The 18,671-nt window shown below is 40.0% G+C and carries 16 protein-coding genes; 4 read left to right on the forward strand and 12 right to left on the reverse strand.

The window, feature by feature from the left end; genetic code table 11:
- Nucleotides 1-116 precede the first annotated feature (116 nt).
- The 6 genes from IV514_RS05110 to napE are packed head-to-tail and all read right to left on the reverse strand — an operon-like array spanning nt 117 to nt 4,717.
- Nucleotides 117-707 carry a cytochrome c3 family protein gene (locus tag IV514_RS05110; RefSeq protein ID WP_206483822.1) on the reverse strand — a complete coding sequence of 197 codons (591 nt, stop codon included), beginning with the start codon at nt 705-707 and terminating at the stop codon, nt 117-119.
- A 9-nt stretch (nt 708-716) separates the two neighbouring features.
- Nucleotides 717-1,154, reverse strand: coding sequence for a nitrate reductase cytochrome c-type subunit (locus tag IV514_RS05115; protein ID WP_206484034.1), 438 nt, complete (start codon nt 1,152-1,154; stop codon nt 717-719).
- Between the two features lie 58 nt (nt 1,155-1,212).
- On the reverse strand, nt 1,213-3,711 hold the full coding sequence (gene napA / locus IV514_RS05120) for a nitrate reductase catalytic subunit NapA (RefSeq protein WP_206483823.1): 2,499 nt from the start codon (nt 3,709-3,711) through the stop codon (nt 1,213-1,215).
- 8 nt (nt 3,712-3,719) lie between these two features.
- Entirely contained in the window at nt 3,720-4,013 is a 294-nt protein-coding gene (locus tag IV514_RS05125; RefSeq protein ID WP_206483824.1) for a chaperone NapD, read from the reverse strand.
- A complete protein-coding gene (gene napF, locus IV514_RS05130) occupies nt 4,006-4,539 on the reverse strand; it encodes a ferredoxin-type protein NapF (RefSeq protein WP_206483825.1) in 534 nt (177 codons plus the stop codon). Before napF ends, IV514_RS05125 begins: the two co-directional genes overlap by 8 nt.
- A gap of 16 nt (nt 4,540-4,555) precedes the next feature.
- Nucleotides 4,556-4,717: a periplasmic nitrate reductase, NapE protein gene (gene napE / locus IV514_RS05135; RefSeq protein ID WP_206483826.1), complete on the reverse strand. Its 162-nt coding sequence runs from the start codon at nt 4,715-4,717 to the stop codon at nt 4,556-4,558.
- A gap of 217 nt (nt 4,718-4,934) precedes the next feature.
- Between napE and IV514_RS05140 the strand changes: the two genes are divergently transcribed.
- Nucleotides 4,935-7,061 carry a GNAT family N-acetyltransferase gene (locus IV514_RS05140; protein WP_206483827.1) on the forward strand — a complete coding sequence of 709 codons (2,127 nt, stop codon included), beginning with the start codon at nt 4,935-4,937 and terminating at the stop codon, nt 7,059-7,061.
- 23 nt (nt 7,062-7,084) lie between these two features.
- Here the strand turns inward: IV514_RS05140 and IV514_RS05145 are convergent, their stop codons facing one another.
- Both IV514_RS05145 and IV514_RS05150 read right to left on the reverse strand, forming a co-directional pair.
- Nucleotides 7,085-7,300, reverse strand: coding sequence for a hypothetical protein (locus tag IV514_RS05145; protein ID WP_206483828.1), 216 nt, complete (start codon nt 7,298-7,300; stop codon nt 7,085-7,087).
- A 2-nt stretch (nt 7,301-7,302) separates the two neighbouring features.
- Nucleotides 7,303-7,485, reverse strand: coding sequence for a hypothetical protein (locus IV514_RS05150; RefSeq protein ID WP_206483829.1), 183 nt, complete (start codon nt 7,483-7,485; stop codon nt 7,303-7,305).
- A gap of 380 nt (nt 7,486-7,865) precedes the next feature.
- On the opposite strand from IV514_RS05150, the gene IV514_RS05155 reads away from it, so the two are divergent.
- The gene (locus tag IV514_RS05155; protein WP_206483830.1) at nt 7,866-8,750 is read left to right on the forward strand and encodes an ABC transporter ATP-binding protein; all 885 of its coding nucleotides are present in this window, start codon (nt 7,866-7,868) and stop codon (nt 8,748-8,750) included.
- A 1-nt stretch (nt 8,751) separates the two neighbouring features.
- Nucleotides 8,752-9,756, forward strand: a complete 1,005-nt coding sequence (locus IV514_RS05160; protein WP_206483831.1) for an ABC transporter permease — start codon at nt 8,752-8,754, stop codon at nt 9,754-9,756.
- On the opposite strand, the gene IV514_RS05165 is transcribed toward IV514_RS05160, so the two are convergent.
- From IV514_RS05165 to IV514_RS05180, 4 genes are all read right to left on the reverse strand, one after another.
- Nucleotides 9,718-10,683, reverse strand: a complete 966-nt coding sequence (locus IV514_RS05165) for a TIGR01212 family radical SAM protein (protein WP_206483832.1) — start codon at nt 10,681-10,683, stop codon at nt 9,718-9,720. The two genes, IV514_RS05160 and IV514_RS05165, sit on opposite strands and share 39 nt — an antisense overlap.
- Before the next feature lie 3 nt (nt 10,684-10,686).
- The gene (miaA, locus tag IV514_RS05170; protein ID WP_206483833.1) at nt 10,687-11,601 is read right to left on the reverse strand and encodes a tRNA (adenosine(37)-N6)-dimethylallyltransferase MiaA; all 915 of its coding nucleotides are present in this window, start codon (nt 11,599-11,601) and stop codon (nt 10,687-10,689) included.
- A gap of 15 nt (nt 11,602-11,616) precedes the next feature.
- Complete coding sequence (locus tag IV514_RS05175) at nt 11,617-12,762, reverse strand: cupin domain-containing protein (RefSeq protein WP_206483834.1); 1,146 nt, start codon at nt 12,760-12,762, stop codon at nt 11,617-11,619.
- Nucleotides 12,763-12,987: 225 nt separating this feature from the next.
- Nucleotides 12,988-15,093, reverse strand: a complete 2,106-nt coding sequence (locus tag IV514_RS05180) for a winged helix-turn-helix domain-containing protein (protein ID WP_206483835.1) — start codon at nt 15,091-15,093, stop codon at nt 12,988-12,990.
- Between the two features lie 417 nt (nt 15,094-15,510).
- Between IV514_RS05180 and IV514_RS05185 the strand changes: the two genes are divergently transcribed.
- On the forward strand, nt 15,511-18,567 hold the full coding sequence (locus IV514_RS05185; RefSeq protein WP_206483836.1) for a TonB-dependent receptor: 3,057 nt from the start codon (nt 15,511-15,513) through the stop codon (nt 18,565-18,567).
- The last annotated feature ends 104 nt before the right edge of the window (nt 18,568-18,671 follow it).

The raw sequence follows: 18,671 nt of genomic DNA on the forward strand, positions 1-18,671 counted from the left end.
TATTTTTTTTCAAATGAAAAATGATTGGATGTTTAAAATATTAGCAAACTTTTTATGAGAGAAATAAAAAGCCAGTGAATCACTGGCTTTTTAAGTTCAGCTGAAATGGTTTGTGCTTAGTGCCAACCTTCTACACCTTTCATGTCAGGTAATTGGTGAGCAATCCCTTTATGGCAGTCGATACATGTTTTATCACCACTAGCGAGTGACGTTGAATGTTGCTTAGCCGCACGAGAACTTTGTGAGGTAAAGTCCATATAATCAAAGTTATGGCAGTTCCGACATTCTAGAGAATCATTCGCTTTTAAACGTCTCCATTCATTTTGCGCTAATTGTTTACGATGCGCTAAAAACTTTTCACGTGTGTTGATCGTGCCAAATATCTTGCCCCAAACTTCCTTTGAAGCTTGCATTTTTCGAGCGATTTTATCCGTCCACTTATGAGGGACGTGACAGTCAGGGCAAGTGGCTCTAACCCCTGAACGGTTAGAAAAATGTATGGTAGTTTTTAACTCTTCATAAACATTATTTTCCATCTCATGGCAACTGATACAGAATTCTTCAGTATTGGTTGCTTCAAGTGCAGTGTTAAAACCACCCCAAAAGATGATTCCTGCTATAAAGCCACCAATGACTAAGAAGCCTAAACTAAAATATGCGCTCGGCTTTCTTAATGTTTGCCAGCCTATTTTGATGATTTCTTTCATACTATGCTCCTACTTTTTAGCTGATATTTTAGCTTTCATTAGGCTATGCATATCGACAAAATTATTTTCTACCAGTGGTTTTACGTCACTTTGTGTTGCATGACACTGATTACAAAAATAACGTCTAGGCGATACATCAGCTAGGAAGTTACCATCTCTATCCATGTAGTGCGTGACACTTACCATAGGAGCTTGTGACTCTTCGGTGCGCGTACGACTGTGGCATGACATGCATTTGTTTGAGTTCAAATTCACTTCATAATTGCGTGTTTTATGCGGAATTACCGGTGGTTGCATTGGGTAGTTCCGTGCTTGCTTAATGTCCTTATTAAGTACACTAGGGATTGCTGCAGTGTTGCCCTGGCTATCAAGCTTGGCATCGCCACGTAATGTTGCGACATTACTTTGTGCAGCGATCACAGTGGAAGAAAATAATGCCGAAACCATTATTGTTTTGAACACATTTTTAATAAACTGATGGGTATTCGTTTTCATCATTATTCTCCTATACCTTAACCACTTTCACTGCACATTTTTTATAGTCAGTTTCTTTTGATAATGGATCAGTTGCATCAAGAGTGACCTTATTCACTAAACGACTGGCATCAAACCAAGGCATAAAGACTAGGCCTCTTGGGGGCTTATTCCTTCCACGCGTTTCAACTCGTGTTTGCACTTCACCACGACGAGATACTAGCTTGACTAAGTCGCCTCGGCGCATTCCTCGCTCTTTTGCATCATCTGGGTGCATATACACTAATGCATCTGGGATAGCTTTGTATAACTCAGGCACACGTTGTGTCATTGAACCAGAATGCCAATGCTCTAATACACGACCGGTTGACAACCATAGGTCGTATTCCGCATCCGGGCTTTCTGCTGCTGGCTCATATGGTAAGGCGAAAATAATGGCTCGACCGTCTTTTTTGCCATAAAACTGGAAGTCTTTACCCGCTTCTACGTAAGGATCTGAACCTTCTTTAAAGCGCCATAATGTTTCTTTGCCATCAACAACAGGCCAACGTAAACCACGCTCCTCATGGTAACGATCATAATCTGCTAAATCATGCGCTTTTCCTCTACCAAAGCTTGCATACTCTTCAAATAAGCCTTTTTGGATATAAAAACCAAAGTGACGTGCTTCATCATTTAAGCGGTCAGTTGGTACTTGGTTAATTGAGTATTTATCAACTTGGCCATTTTTAAATAACACTTCATACATGGTCTTGCCTTTGTATGTTGGGTTTTTATCTAATAGCTCTTTTGGCCAAACTTCTTCAATTTTGAAGCGTTTTGAAAACTCAACTAATTGCCATAGGTCAGATTTAGCGCCTGTTGGCGCTTCAACCATTTGATACCAAGCTTGGGTACGACGCTCGGCGTTACCGTACACACCTTCTTTTTCAACCCACATAGCGGTAGGTAAAATCAGATCGGATGCTTGCGCTGTGACCGTTGGGTATGGGTCAGAACAAATAATGAAGTTTTTCGGGTTTCGATAACCAGGGTATGTTTCTTCATTCATATTGGCTGCTGCTTGCATGTTGTTGTTACATTGCACCCAATAAAAATTTAACTCGCCGTCTTTTAATTTACGGTTTTGTAGTACCGCATGGTAGCCAGGTTTAGGAGGAATAGTACCATTAGGGACTTTCCACAGTTTTTCTGATAAATCACGGTGTTTTTTATTTTTTACTACCATGTCAGCTGGTAAACGGTGTGCAAATGTTCCTACTTCACGCGCTGTACCACAAGCTGAAGGTTGACCGGTTAATGAGAACGGACTGTTACCAGGAGTTGAAATTTTACCTGTTAATAAATGAATATTATAAACAAGGTTGTTTGCCCATACACCACGCGTATGCTGGTTAAAGCCCATGGTCCAGAATGAACAGACTTTCACTTTAGGATCAGCATATAACTCTGCTAATGCATTCAAATTGTCAATTGGCACGCCCGATAATTTAGAAGTGTATTCCGCGGTATAAGTGCTGACAAACTTTGCGTACTCTTTAAAGGTAATTGGCGATGAACCACCACGAGTTTTACCATTGTTTTTTGCTTTTTGCTCTAATGGGTGCTCAGGGCGTAAGCCATAACCAATATCCGTATTACCTAATCTAAAGTTGGTGTGCTTGTTAACAAAGTCTTTGTTAACACGATCCGTTTGAATAATGTAATTGGCGATAAAGTTTAAAATTGCTAAATCTGTTTGCGGCGTAAAAATCATGCTGTTATCGGCAAGATCTGAACTACGATGAGTAAAGGTAGATAAAACGGCAACTTTTACATGAGGAGCACTTAAACGGCGGTCAGTAATACGAGTCCATAAAATAGGGTGCATTTCTGCCATATTTGAGCCCCATAACACCATAGCATCGGTCGCTTCAATATCATCATAACAGCCCATTGGCTCGTCGATACCAAAGGTACGCATAAAACCACCCACGGCAGAAGCCATACAGTGACGAGCGTTTGGATCGATATTGTTCGTTCTAAAGCCTGCTTTCATTAATTTTGATGCGGCGTAACCCTCGAATACTGTCCATTGGCCAGAACCAAACATGCCGATACCTTCAGGGCCTTTTTCTTTTAAGGTTTTCTTCGCTTTTTCGGCCATGATGTCAAAAGCGGCATCCCAAGTAATCGGAGTAAAATCACCTTCTTTATCGAACTTGCCATTTTTCATTCTTAATAATGGCGTAGTTAGGCGATCTTTACCGTACATAATTTTTGAAAGGAAATAACCTTTGATACAGTTAAGCCCTTTGTTGACGGGAGATTTAATGTCACCGTGGGTAGCAACTACTTTGCCATCCATCACCCCTACGTTAACACTACAGCCTGTACCACAAAAACGACAAGGTGCTTTGTCCCATTTGAGTTTGGTAATATCACTACTGGTGATAAGGTTCGAGGCTTTTGCAGGTACTGCAACACCAGCAACTGCAGCCGCAGCTGCTACAGCGTTAGCTTTTATAAACTCTCGGCGATTAATAGTCATAAGCTCACCTATTCTTCTTCTGTTAAAAATTGATGGTATATCGGTGATAAACTAAGTAATCCGATATGGTGTTTTAATTGGTCAATTAAGAAGCCTATCTTCTTTTGAGTTGAGGCTTCGATAGTAAATACGATTTTGCCTTCGTCACTGACAGCATGAATTTCAGCACCTTCAGTGCTTGAAATTTCACTGGTGACTTCTTCAACATGCCCGTTTTGGGCATGCGCAACAAAGCTGGCAACGTGGTATTCGTTGCATGATTCCTGATGATCAGCATTTGCTGGCGTGTATATTTCAGGCATGGTTAACCTCTTGCTTTTGGGGCGTTAGTGATATTGCTTGTTGTGGACACGTTGAGACACAGGCGCCACATTGGTTGCAATCTGCTAGATTAACATTGGGTGTTGGAATGCTACTGCCTTGGAAATTAAATGTGATAGCACGAGGGTCGCAAACATCTTGGCAGCTTTGGCAAAAAACATTGTTTTGTGCCAAACATTGATTACTAATGGTTAATTGAGCAGGCCACGGGGGCGTATTGTTTGTAGATATTTCTTCTTTATTAATAAACAGTGGTTGCTGACAGCTCGTATGGCAAGCATTGCAAAACGTACATTCATCAATGGTAAAATCAACTTTTGGAAATCCAGCGTCGTCTTTAACGATGATATTTGTTTCACAGGCAGTTAGGCAGTCACCACATTGTGTACAATGATTTAAAAAGTGCTCTTCACTTTTGATCCAAGGTAAACGTAGCGATGGCGCAGGCTGAGTGAACTTACCACGAAATAATCGTCTTCTGCTTGGGTTTTCTATTGATTGATTCATAGATAGTTATTCAAAATTAAGACGTTGGTGGGCCGAACAGCAACTGACTGATCCACACCATAAAACCAAATCCCCCCACTACGATGATCGAAAGGATCGGTGCTAAAAACACGGCGAGAAAGAGAAAAGTATTTTTTTCATACTTTTTAACTTGCTCTGGATTATTGTTGTCACTCATTGAATTATCCTTACAAATTACTATGGTTATTATTGTGACTCTACTAGAAAAGCAGGTATTGATCAAAATCAAGTTATGCCACTTTTATGTTATTAATTAGCCAATTAAAGGTATATTTCTGTTGATTATTTTGTTATTCGACTTCGGTAAAGTTTAGTTTAGATTTTATAAATTGCTTGTTAAACTGCTATAAATTTTTGTGAATGATGATCCTAGCTTGAATACGTCTGATTTTTATCACTGGGTAAACGATTTAAGAGCCTTGTTGCTCAAGCAGCAGCAGCGTTGTTTAGTGGTGTTATACGGTGAACTTGAGTGGTCAAAATCACTACTTTGTTCACTCATGAGTGACTTTGATAAGCCGTCTTCTTCATCTGCGGTTGTTTATGGTGATGAGTTTTCGGCTGAGCAGACCATCATTGTTGATAATTATCGGCATCATCTTGGTTGCGAGAATGATGTAGTTATTTTTGCTGACAGAAACTTTCATCCCGATGCCTTTGCTGCATTAAGCGGCACAGTGCGAGCGGGTGGACTGATGATTTGGCTATGTCCACCGGAGCGAATTAACCAGCCCGAAAATTTATTCCTTCAGCGCTTTTGGCAGCAAATAAAAACCGATCAAAAGACAGTGACAGTGAAGCAGTCCGATAACACACTTCCATCGTTGACAAGGCTACATGAGGTTAAATTAACAGAGGAAGATTCTGCATTTTCTGATGATGACTGTCTCACTCAAGATCAGTTGATGGCTGTGCAGGCAATTGAACATGTGATGCATGGCCACCGAAAGCGGCCGTTAGTGATAACGGCAGATCGAGGAAGGGGCAAATCTTCTGCGCTCGCTATTGCTGTGGCAAATATATTAACAATGGCTGAAAAACATGCTCAGCTGGTGATCACTATCACTGCGCCTCATGCCGATGCAGTAGCGATCTTTTTTCAGCAGCTGCAAAAGTCTTGTCCAGATGGGACGTTGCAAAGGCATAGTTTTTGTTATTTAACACATAAAGTGCAATTTAGCTGTATCGATGACTTGCTTCGATATACTCCTGAAAGTCATTTATTATTGGTAGATGAGGCGGCCGCCATTCCTGTTTATATATTGTCAAAATTATTAACTGTTTACCCTCGGATGGTATTTGCTTCGACGGTGCATGGTTACGAAGGCGCGGGTCGAGGTTTTGCTGTAAAGTTTCATCAAATTTTGGCAAGTAAAACACCACAATATAAGCATTTACATCTTCATCAGCCGATACGCTGGAGTGAGCATGATCCGTTAGAGCAACTGACTTTTAATGGATTTTTACTTGGAGAATCTCAGAACGTTAACGTTACTCAGAATGTGGCGGATAATCTTACTTGTATTGAAGGAGTTACAACGAACGAGATAACGACAACACAGTTATTTGCTGATGAAATGTTATTGCAACAAGTGTTTGGTGTGTTAGTTAAAGCGCATTATCAAACGAAACCAAGTGATCTGAAGTTGTTGCTAAATAATCAAGCCTTGCGAATATTTGTCAGTTTTCATCATAAGAGAGTAATAGCCGTTGCCTTAACTATGCTTGAAGGGGAGGTGAGTGATGAACAGAGTTCACTGGTTGCTGCTTCAGTAAAACGGCTAAAAAATCAATTTTTGCCTCAATCTTTGTTTCTTTATAACCATTGTCAGCAGGCCTTTGATTATCGTTACCTGCGTATCATGCGCATTGCTGTGCAGGAGCAATACCAGCAACGTGGCCTTGGGCAAGCATTATTAACATACATTAAGCAGTATGGACAATCACACGGCATAGCACTGTTAGGCACCAGTTTTGGTGCAAATAAACAATTACTTCAATTTTGGCAAAAAAGTGATTATTACATCGTGCGCTTAGGATTGACTCGAGATAATACCAGCGGAGAGCACTCAGCGTTACTATTACATCCGTTAACCGATGAAGGCAAGGTCTTGTTTAGTCAAGCCCAGCAGCAGTTTTATCGTCAATTTGTCTTGTTGCTTAATCGGCAATTTCACTCGTTAGAAGCAGGGCTTGTTTGTCAGGTTATTAAGCAATGGCCACAAGCGATGCTGCCACCATTGACAGATTTTGATCGTCAAGTAGTTGAGCATTTTTTTGCTAAACAGAGTGTGTTTGATACCTGTCTCTATAGTTTGCATGTATGGCTGATCCACCATATCTATTTGCATAACAAACTTGAAGTGATTCCAGAACTCTTAGTTCGCCGTATTTTGCAAAATCAATCCATCGCTGAGATTGCATCAGCGTTAGACTTTACTGGCAAGAAGCAAGTTAATGAGCAAACCATCGTCGAAGTCAAACAGCGTTACTTAACATAGTTGCGTTACTTAACATAGTTGCGTTATAGACTACGCCAGTACCAGTATTTTTTCATGCGTAAATATTGATACTTGTTAAAAGGTTGTTCTGATCTATCGCTTTCTTTTAGTACGCGACCTATATAGTAATGAATGATTTTTGCTAAAGCTTGACTAGGATGATGACCATAGGTGCTGAGCAAAACCTGTAACCAATTTTCTAATACAATAATGGTCGAGTCAGTCGATGATGTTTTCATAGTTAAACAACTTTCACACTGGTATTTAATAGTGATTCCCACATCACATTTTTGGCTATGCTATTTAAGCAGCGGCACTGATCGCCAGTGAGTACCCCTGTACTGATTAACTCATCTAGCAAGGCTTTTGGAATACCAACTTGCGCCCAATTGTCATTAAGTGTTTGCCGATTGCAAGGTGTCATAATGCACTCCTAAAGTAGTTATCTTGTAGCATAATATAATCAGCTTTTTATTTTAATGCAAATGATAATTATTATTATTTGGATAGAGGTGGATGTGAAGGAATTTACCAAACCTCAGCTTTGTATAAGAAATAGCGCTAAGTATAATAAAACAATAACAGTATCTTATATTGCTAGCTTGTTATTTTTGACTGAATTCAAGGCTTTTTGGCGCTGGAATAACTGATTATTTCGCTTCCAAATGACGCAGAAGTCAGTAAAAATAGCAGCTAGAAACGCATGAGTTATGCGAATCTCAGGTTACGTAGACAATAGATGTAAAATACACTGCAATAGCGTACTATTTTGTTGATAAATAACAGACAATAAGGAAGTATATTTTGTCCAAATCGGTGCTTGATGTTAAAGGATTAACAAAAAAATATGATGATATCACTGCGGTTGATGATATTAGTTTTTCAATTAATAAAGGGCAATGCTTTGGTCTATTAGGCCCTAATGGTGCGGGTAAAACTACTACTATTGAGATCATGGAAGGTATTATTGCGCCAAGCTCTGGTCGTATTTATTATTACGATCAACCAATGAAAGCGGATATTTCTCAGCAAATAGGCATTCAATTTCAACATACCGCTTTACAAGATTTTTTAACCGTTAAAGAAACATTAGATTTATTTACTGCTTTTTATACGCGAACCTTATCTCATCAAACATTAATTGATTTATGTGATTTAACCGAGTTTTTACATCGCGATAATCGTTTACTTTCTGGCGGTCAACGTCAACGTTTGTTACTGGCATTAGCTTTGATAAATGATCCTGATATTGTATTTTTGGATGAACCCACAACAGGTTTAGATCCTCAGGCCCGACGTAATTTTTGGCAATTGATTGAAAATATCAAAGAGAAAGGAAAAACGATTATTTTAACCACTCATTACATGGATGAAGCCGAGCAGTTATGCGATGAAGTGGTCATTATGGATAAAGGGAAAATCATCGAAAGTGGTTGTCCTGAGCAGCTGTTGGCAAAACATTTTACTGAAGTCTTTATTTATTTACCGTTAACCGAATTGCCGCAATCTTTAGTGGGGAAGTGCCAATGGAAAGTGGTAGGAGAACGAGTGGAAATAACCACAGATCAAGTTGAACAAACGTTATCAACACTGATCGCTGCACAAGTTTCACTGGAAGGTTTGCACGTAAAATCAGCAAACTTAGATGATTTGTTTTTGAAGCTTACCGGTCATTCTTTGAGGGAATAAAATGAACTTAAAACGTTTTTTTGCGGTTGTTAAAGCGCGAAATATTGAATTTTTCCGTGATAAATCGTCGCTGAGTTGGAGTTTGGCATTTCCTATTTTGATTATTATTGCCATGTCGTTTATTTTTTCTGGTAATGGAAAAGCGGTATATAAAGTGGGGGTGCTTGATTTAAATGAGGCAACATCCAGTTTTCTTGACACTCAGCATATTGATTTCATTGATTATAAAAGCATTGAAAAAGCCAAGTTAAAATTAAGCCAGTTTAGTATTGATCTATTGATTGACTTTAAAGGGCAGCAATACTGGGTGAATCAAGATTCACCCCAAGGGTATTTTGTTGAAAAATTAGTATTAGCTGAGCATCCCACCTTTCGACAACTGGCGACTCAAGGGAAAAAAATTCGGTACGTAGATTGGGTATTGCCAGGTGTATTAGGAATGAACATGATGTTCAGTTGCTTATTTGGCGTAGGGTATGTCATTGTACGATATCGAAAAAATGCAGTTTTAAAAAGGCTCAAAGCCACGCCACTCTCTGCTTTTGAATTTGTCAGTGCGCAACTTTTCTCACGATTGTTTATCGTTATCTGTACCACGACTGTGGTGTATATCGGGTGTAATTTCTTCTTTGATTTTTATATGTTAGGCAGTTATGTCGATTTACTCATTGTTGGCTTATTAGGGGCTTTTAGTTTAATTTCATTAGGTTTATTAGTGGCGTGCCAAAGTAAAAGTGAAGAGCTGATTGGCGGGTTACTGAACTTAACCTCGTGGCCGATGATGATTTTATCGGGTGTATGGTTTAGTTTAGAAGGGGCGCCAGAAAGCTTAAAGTTAGTCGCTGAATTTTTACCACTCACTCACTTGGTTGCTGGGGCAAGAAAAGTGCTCACCGAAGGGGCTACTTTGGTTGATATTAGTTATCACTTAGGTATTTTAGCGGTAATGTCTTTGATATTTTTATCATTAGGCGCGTATTTCTTTAATTGGAATGCTGAGCGTTAACTCTTGCGTTACGGTATTTTCCTTCGATAACGCTGCTCCTTGCCCGCCTAAACGATCAAGGTTTTTACATACTTCATTAATCGAAGGCCAGCGCAGTAAACACCAATCGGGTGCTAGTAGTTCATGCTTATGGGCGGTGGCAGAGACTCGGTGAAAGATGATTGACGGCGGAGTGTGTCGGATCAACTCGCCTGCAATATCCGCATACTCGGTCATTGATAACACCTTCATTCGCTGAGCTTGCCAAGCCTTTGCCATAATGCTGCCTTTGACAATATGTAAAGGATGAAGCTTTAGCCCGTCCAAAGGATGGTTAAGGACCTGCTCTAATGTGGTCATCGACTCTGCTAGTTGTTCACCGGGAAGACCAATGATCAAGTGGGTGCATATTTTAATGCCATATCTGGCAGCTCTTTCTACCGCATCTTGATACGCTGAAAATTCATGTCCTCGGTTGATCCGTTTAAGCGTTTTATTACTGGATGATTGTAAGCCAAGCTCTAGCCATACCTCATAGCCTTGTTTGACATATTCTTGCAATAATTCTAATACTTCATCGGGCACACAGTCGGGACGCGTACCAACACATAAACCAATGATATCTGCCTGAGATAAGGCTTGTTGATATTTTTCTCGTAAGTACTCTACTTCTTGATAGGTGCTGGTATACGCTTGAAAGTACGCTAAATATTTTTCTGATTTTTTACCATGCTCAGCTTTGCCCTGATTGATTTGCTTGGCAATCGATTGCTCATTACTGGCTTGATTAAAGGATTTTACATTACAGAAGGTACAACCGCCTCGCCCTAATGTGCCATCGCGATTTGGACAGGTAAAAGCAGCATCTATGGTGAGTTTTTTTACTCGTTGTTGATAGGTCTGTTTTAGGTAGCGACCAAAGGTATTTACATAGTTATCAAGTTGCATTGGTTAACTCTTTACTGATACTGATTGTAACGAGTTTAATGCTTGATTAAAGGTATCTTTGTTGCCATCAAGCCAATGAATGTTGACGCCTTCTTTCTCGAGTCGCCGCAACCAGGTTTGTTGCTTTTTAGCAAACAAATGTATTGCAGAGTTGAGTTTTTGTACCATATCATTTCTGTTGAGCTGTCCTTGCAGGTATTGGCTAACAAAACGATATTCTAAGCCATAAAAATGTAGCGTTTCCCAGCTTACGCCTTGATGATTTAGCGCGGAGACTTCTTCGATTAAACCGTCAGTTAAACGGGCTTTTAATCTGGCAGTAATTCTATTTTTTAATGTTTCTCGCTGCCATTTTATTGCCATTACATGTGGGACTATCTTTGGAAAAGGGGCCGCTGATCTATTACTTTCTTTTTCACCTTCAGCTATCTCAATTGCTCGATACAGCCGATCTCTATCGAGTAAATCTGTGGTGTTGTGCTGATTTGGTTTTAACGATAATAATCGAGCTTTCAATGCCGCAATACTCAGTTGGCAGAGTTCTTCTCGAAGTGTCGGATTTGTTGGCACCTCAATTAATCGATAACCTTTTAATATTGCGTCGGCATAAAGCGCGCTGCCTCCTGCTAAGATAGCTAGCTTATTGCTATTATTAATGGTATCAAAGGCATCGATAAAGTGCTGTTGATAGTCAAAGACACTATATTCATCACCGGGATCAACGATATCTATCAGGTGATGTTTAATTTCTTGATACTCTGCTAAATCTTTTCCTGTGCCGATATCCATGCCACGATAAACTTGACGGGAATCAGCAGAAATTATCTCACCATTTAGCGCTCGGGCAAGTTGTACGGCTAAACTGGTTTTTCCTGATGCTGTTGCTCCTAGCACCGCTAATAAATTAACTTCAGACATTTAAGCTTCCTACATTTACTCAGCGAAGTACCAATAACCACGTGCTATCTGTTGTTTGATAAACTCGATAAATAAAGTGTTGTCTCGCCATAGAGCACTGGTGTCTTTACTTAGGCGTACATGATCACACATCTGTTGAACAATTGGAGAAATATCAGGATCAAATTGGCATGGCTCTCCGTTGATGTAACATGTGCCTTGCTCAATTGTTTCGCTAAAATAAAACGCTCTTAAGCCGCCTAAGCGTACTAGATCATGTTCAGCGAGTAATTGTGAAAGCTCTTGTGTTGAGTAGCTTTCATTATCTGGTTGTATATCTAATTCATGCTTAGCTTCAGTTAAAAAGCTGCCGATAAAGCGTTGCATTAATGTATCGTCTTCAAACACTGCCTGCATATGGCGCTTGATCAATGCATAGTCACTTGCATCGATTGCTCCACAGTGATTACTTGCCGTTCGTGTCGGATCTTCGATAAGTGTTGTCGCTAGATCTTGATCAATCAGATGGTCGGCTAAGCCACTGATTAAATTTGCACCTGAGTTGGTTCTAAAGCCAACTGAAAAGCTCAGTGACGTTTCAAGCGTTACACCATCATGTGGAAAGCCTGGAGGTATATATAAAATATCACCTGTGTTTAATTCAACATCAATCATAGGTTCAAACGGCTCTACGTGTAGTAGTGCAGGATGCGCAGCAAACTCATGATAATCGCCTCGGTCACCAACTCGCCAGCGACGAGAACCTGAGCCTTGGCAAATGAAAACATCATATAAGTCGATATGTGGCCCTACACCACCGCCAGGTGTGGCAAAACTGACCATAAGATCATCTAAGCGCCAATGGGGAATAAAGCGAAATGGCTCAATTAATTGTGCCGCATCTTCTGACCAATGATCGAGTGCTTGGACAATCAGTGACCAATTTTCTTCACCCAAGTGCTGATAGTCTTCAAAAGGACCAAATTCAGCTTGCCATTGGTCGTTTTGTTTATATACCAAGCGTGATTGAACCGCCTCATCACAGGCAAGGCCAGCAATTTCATCGGCACTGATTGGATCGTTAAAGTTGTTGAAACCCTGACGAATAACAACTGGCTTTTTTTGCCAATAGTCTCGTAAGAATTCATCGATGGAAAACACTTGGTCATTGAGTTGATACATCAGGTGGTATTATCTTGTGCATACTAAATTTGCAGGCATGATACGTATCTATGCGTTGAATAGGTTTGATTTAAAATAAACACTTGATAAAAAGTGCCAAATACACGATTAGCATGCTCTTGCTCTCGTCAAAAGTTAACATCACTGTACAGGGGAGGAATTAGTAGTGACGAGTAAAGTTATTGTTATCTTTAGGTGCGTATTTTTTGAGTTAATTAGCGGGGGCTAAGGCAGCATTGGATGATAAATCGCTCGAATATCTGCTTGTGGAGATTCTGCCATCGTGAGTAATAACTCATTGGTTTTATTTATTTTTGTGATGGAAGTTTGACTATTAAATAAATTTCTGGGTACTTGATGTAACGGTATGGTGATATTTTGCTGAAAGTCATAAAAACTGATCAGATAATGTTTGTTGTGTCTTTGACTGAAGTACACGCCTTCAGGGTGATATTCCCAAGAATATGTCGCTTTGAAATTTTGATCACTAATAATCGCTAAAGGCTGACTGGTATCATCTGAAAGCTCTTTTTGCCATAAGCCTTTTTGTGTTTGGGTATACACTAACGTTGTCGGGGAAGTCATTACACCATAGCGACTACCATCATAAGTGATCCGACGACTATGACCAGTTTTGATATCGATAAGGTGTAAGTCTGTGTATTCTTTCTCGTATACGGCTGAGATAATAGCATCATCTTGCCAGCTCCAAGTAGGCCGGTTATGTTCATTATGCTGACTTGGGACAACAGAAAGCGTTTTTGTGGTTAAATCATAAATATATATTTTGTCTCCTTGTTCATCTTCAATAGGAGCCAAAAAGGCGATTTTATTGCCATTATGTGACCATCTTGGGTAGCGGATATTATGTTGTAAATCGGTTATTTGCTGTCGGTTTTTTCCATCAGTATCGCTTATCCATAGTTCATAATGGCCTGATTCATTAGACACATAGGCGACCTTATCACTCTTAGGAGAGTAGTGAGGGTATTGATGGCTAAATTTTGAGACAATAATTGGAAAAGGTGTCGATGCGATATCACTATCAAGCGATAAACTGGCTAAATGGTATTTTTCAGTACGCTGTTGGTAGAATAATTGACCACTTTGTTTGGCAAAGCTTGGGTAACTAAAGCCATCAAGCTGTAAATCTTGGGTTTTACCTGAGTTAATGTCAACACTAAAACCACGTCTGATATCGGCTTGTTGAGAACCAAAAACCAGTTTGTCGCCGTTTGGGTGCCAAGTTAAACCAACGATATCTTCTTCACCAAAGGTTAATTGTGTCGCTTGTTTACTTGCTAAGTCGACTAAAAAAATATTTTCATTAAAACGATTAACGCGACGAGTGACTGCAATGGTTTTGCCATCAGGTGAGAAGCTAAAGTCTCGGTCTTTATAACCACAATCAAATTGACAAGAAAATCGAACTGCTTGGCTATTATCTTTTGTTAAATCAACGAAATAAACTCCGCTGTTTTCTGCTGGTGACATGTAACCGTGGAAAGCTAAGGTTTTATCATCAGGAGAAATATCCACATAGTAATAGCCCCCAACAAGTGGGCAGTTAGCAACAACCTTTTCTTGATGGGTTTGCATTTTGAGTTGGATCACTTGGCAACTTTTTTTAGCGCGATCTTTACGGGCAAAAAACAGAAACCGCCCATCGTTACTCCACACTGAGTGGCCCACATAGGCTTTACCAAATGTGAGCTGCTTTGGCGGCAATTGCGGATTTTCCAGATCTTTAAGATAGAGGTTGCCAGATGTTTGTGGGCTCAACCATTTAAATACGACTTGTTTACCATCGGGGGAAGGAGCGGTAAATAATTCGATACCTGGATAGGTGGTAATTTGACTGATTTGATTCTTTTCTGGTGGTAATTCACTACCATAAAAGTTAAATATAACTACCGCAAGAAATACTACAGCGATGATTGAACCAAGAATACCTCGCTGATACTGAGGTGAATTTTCGGTTTTTTCTTCAGGTACTGCTTGCAAGTTTTCAGGTTTAATTAGTAGCCGATAACCCACTTTTCTAATGGTTTCGATCACATCCTGTTGAGCTTCATCACAGCCTTTTAAATGTTGACGCAAATGCCAAATTGCATTGGTTAATGCTTTCTCACCTACGTAAGCATTGCCTTGCCATACTTGCTCGATAAGCTCTTCTCGGGGAACAACTCGCGGATAATGTTGAGCCAGATAGCAAATAACGTCAATAAACTTTGGTTGAATTGATTGTTTTTCTTGATGATCAAATTCGATGGCATATTCCATCGGGATGATCTGACAATTGCCTATCTTGAAGGGGTGCTCAAAATTCATAGGTGCTTAACAGTGACCTTTTAGTATTTTCACTAGACAGCAGAGAGTAAAAAGATAATTTATCATAGCGATTCCATGCGGGTCATTCAATGAAAATAAGCAATGAACCTTAAAATATTTTTGCGATTGAAGTCACTTTTTCTGAAATGAGAAAAATAATGTGGTTTTTGTAAGATATTGATAAAAGAAATAAAACCAAGAATAGATATTAAAAAGAGATAGAATCGACAGCGAAATGATTGTAGTTGTCACAAGGTAAAGATACAACCAAATTGGCAACAAGGTATGTTGCTCGCTTGAAATTAAATTTATCAACCTATGAGTTGTACTCAGGTCGCTAAGTTTAATTGACTAACACTAAGATAAAAACATAACAATAAAAACCTGTGATCATTTTTTGAGAATGTCGGAGAAAACATGAAAAAGTCCATAATAACTATAGCGATACAATCTGCTATATTCAGTTCTACCTTCGCAATATCGGCAAATACCTTTGCCCAATCGCTTGATGAAGTTGCCCGTCCTGCCCAAGATACAAAAACCACTACAAAAAAAGTAGAAAAAGAGGATGCTACAGAAAAAATCACGGTAACAGGTTCGCGTTTACGACGTGACAGCTTTAGTGTTGCTACACCATTAGCTACCATGGATAGAGAAGCGATTGAAGATACTGGCATTGTGTCACTTTCCGATATATTGATTGATGAGCTTCCGCAAATTTCAGAAGGCAGCAGTAATAGTAATACACAATCTAGTGTGCAAAATACTGGGCTTTCTACCATTGATCTGCGCGAATTAGGTACCAACCGTACCTTAACGTTAGTGGACGGTCGCCGAGTAGTTTCTAATAGTTATAGCGGTAATTATGTTAGCTTGAGTACGATCCCATCAGGTATGGTTGATCGTGTTGAAGTGATCACCGGTGGTGCTTCTGCGGCTTATGGCTCTGATGCAATCGCTGGGGTGGTCAATATAATTACCAAACAAAATACCGAAGGCTTTTCATTTAAAGCTCGTGGTGGTGAATCAGATGCTGGCGGTGCAAGAGAGTATGGATTGGATGCTGACTATGGTACCGACTTTTCAGATGGTCGAGGTTATTTGTTTTTAGCATCAAGCTATGATCGTGAGTTTGGCTTAGATTTTAAAGATAGAAAACGTGCTCAGCTGCAAGACAGTTGGGATTATGATGATGAGTTAATGTGTAACTTAATGCAGACGGAATCTGGCGATCAATGTATGCGTGATATTACGCAAGCCGATTGGCGGAGTCTAAGTGATTCAATTCCTGGTGGGGTGTTTGATGAAAAAAGCAGTACCCGCCCAGATGCTGGCTTTTGGTATGATGGAAATGGTTTAAGAAACGATTGGCATGAAGAACGCTATGGTATTAATACAAACCAGTTTGTAAAGTTGCGTGTTCCTGATGAAAAAGCTTCTGCTGCGGTTAAAGTTGATTATGATCTAACTGATGATGTGATGTTTTATGGTCAATTACAATATAGCTACAACCGTTCAATCAATCATAAGTCACCAGAAAGTGAAGATGAATGCGATAAGATCGTCACCCATGATATTGCCAGCGGAGAATTTGGTGAAGATTGTATTGGCAGAATTCCGAAAAACAACCCGTTTATGCCTGAAGAAATTCGTGAACAAGCAAGCTCTCGTGGGGTCAAATGGGATAGAAATTTTGCTGAGGTTGGTAACATTATTACTGACAATACCCGTCGAACAATTCGCTCTTGGGCTGGGTTACAAGGCACTATGTTAGATAGCGAATGGGATTGGGATTTATCGGTAGGTTTTGGTAAGTTTGAACAAAAACAACGACGTTTCAATGAGCTGTATGTAGCGAATGTACGTAATGCGTTAAATGTTGAAGATGATGGTAATGGCGGTTACCAGTGTGTGGATGAAACTGCCCGTAGCCAAGGTTGTGTGCCGTTAAATTTATTTGGTGAAGGGGCTATTTCTGCCGAAGCTGCTGATTATATTCGTGCCAACCCTAACATAAACACCACCATAGAACAGTTTAATGTCTTAGGTTATATGGCGGGTGATTTATTTGAAATGCCTGCAGGCAAGGTCGCGTCTGTATTTGGTTTTGAATACCGTAAAGACACACAAGAGGTGAATACCAATGTACCCGAAGGCGGAGTAACATTTAACTATGTACCTGATTTTAAAGGTGACTTAAGTGTTGCGGAAGTATTTGCTGAAGCTTCTTTTCCGTTATTAAAAGATGTTGAAGGCGCGAAAAACTTATCTGCAGAAGTCTCTGTACGTTTGGCGGAATACGATCTCGATAATATCGATTTAGTACAAAGTTATAAAACTGGTTTAGTTTGGGAGCCAGTTGAAGGTTATGCAGTTCGAGCTAACTGGGCACGGGCACAACGTGCACCAACTATAACTGAAGCCATGTCTCCACCGCGTGGTGATTACGATTCTTTTGATGATCTTTGTGATGGGGTAACGGCGACTTCGACCGGAGCTGGCCATGAAAATTGTCGTCAAGTAGCCGGTATTGCCGCTACGATCGCTACCGATGGTGTGTTTGAAGATGAGAATAATGGTTACTCACCGAATGTGGGTAATGAGGATTTATTTGAAGAAACCGCAGACACCGTCACACTTGGTATGACCATGGCGCCAGCTTTTCTTGACGGCTTTAGAATGGCAATCGATTATTATGATATCTCGATTGAAGATGCGATCACTTCATTTGGCAATGAAGATATTATCGAATTTTGTTATAACTCATCGATGGAATTTGGTAGCAGTAATTCATTTTGTAACGACGTACAACGTGACCCAAGTGATGGTCAAATCACAGGGGTAATGCAACGTTTGTATAACCAAGATGAAATTAGTACCAGTGGTTATGATCTGGCAGCTGAGTACCGCTTCGATTTAAACGATAATGGCAGAATTAAAATAAAGGCTGATTGGACACATGTGATCAGCTACGAAGAAACCAAAACATCACCAGATGGGCAATATAGCAAGGATTATACTGGCTCATTGTCAGCTGATGTCTTTGAAGACGCTGCAAGTGCTTCTGTAACTTGGTATAAAGATAGCTGGCGTGTGCGCTGGAGCATGAAATATAAAAGTGAAGTGATTTCAAGCAAATCACGCTACGATGAATTTTATGAGCCTTTAGACGAAAATGGTCGTGGCGGTATTATTCCTGAATATCAAGCCGCTTGTGCTGAAGATTCAACAGTGTGTGTGGATGATCCAGAAACACCATATCAGTTATTCTTACCTTCTTATGTGCGTAATGACGTATCTGTTTCATACAGCACTGATTTAAACAGTGGTGCAGAGCTACGCCTATTCGGTGGTATCAATAATGTATTTGATAACAATGGTCCGTTCATTTTAGGTGGTCGAGGTAATTACGACAGTGCCTATGGTGGCGGAAAAGGGCGCTTCTTCTATGCCGGTGCTCAAATCAAATTTTAATCGTTTTCTCCCTACGGGCAACTGCCCCTAAGCTAGTTTCACAGGGAAGTGAAACTAGTTGAGGTACGGATACCATGTGTTATCACACGGATGTGCTCCCTTTT

The sequence above is a fragment of the Thalassotalea sp. G2M2-11 genome, from assembly GCF_017168195.1.
Taxonomy (GTDB): Bacteria; Pseudomonadota; Gammaproteobacteria; order Enterobacterales; family Alteromonadaceae; genus Thalassotalea_E.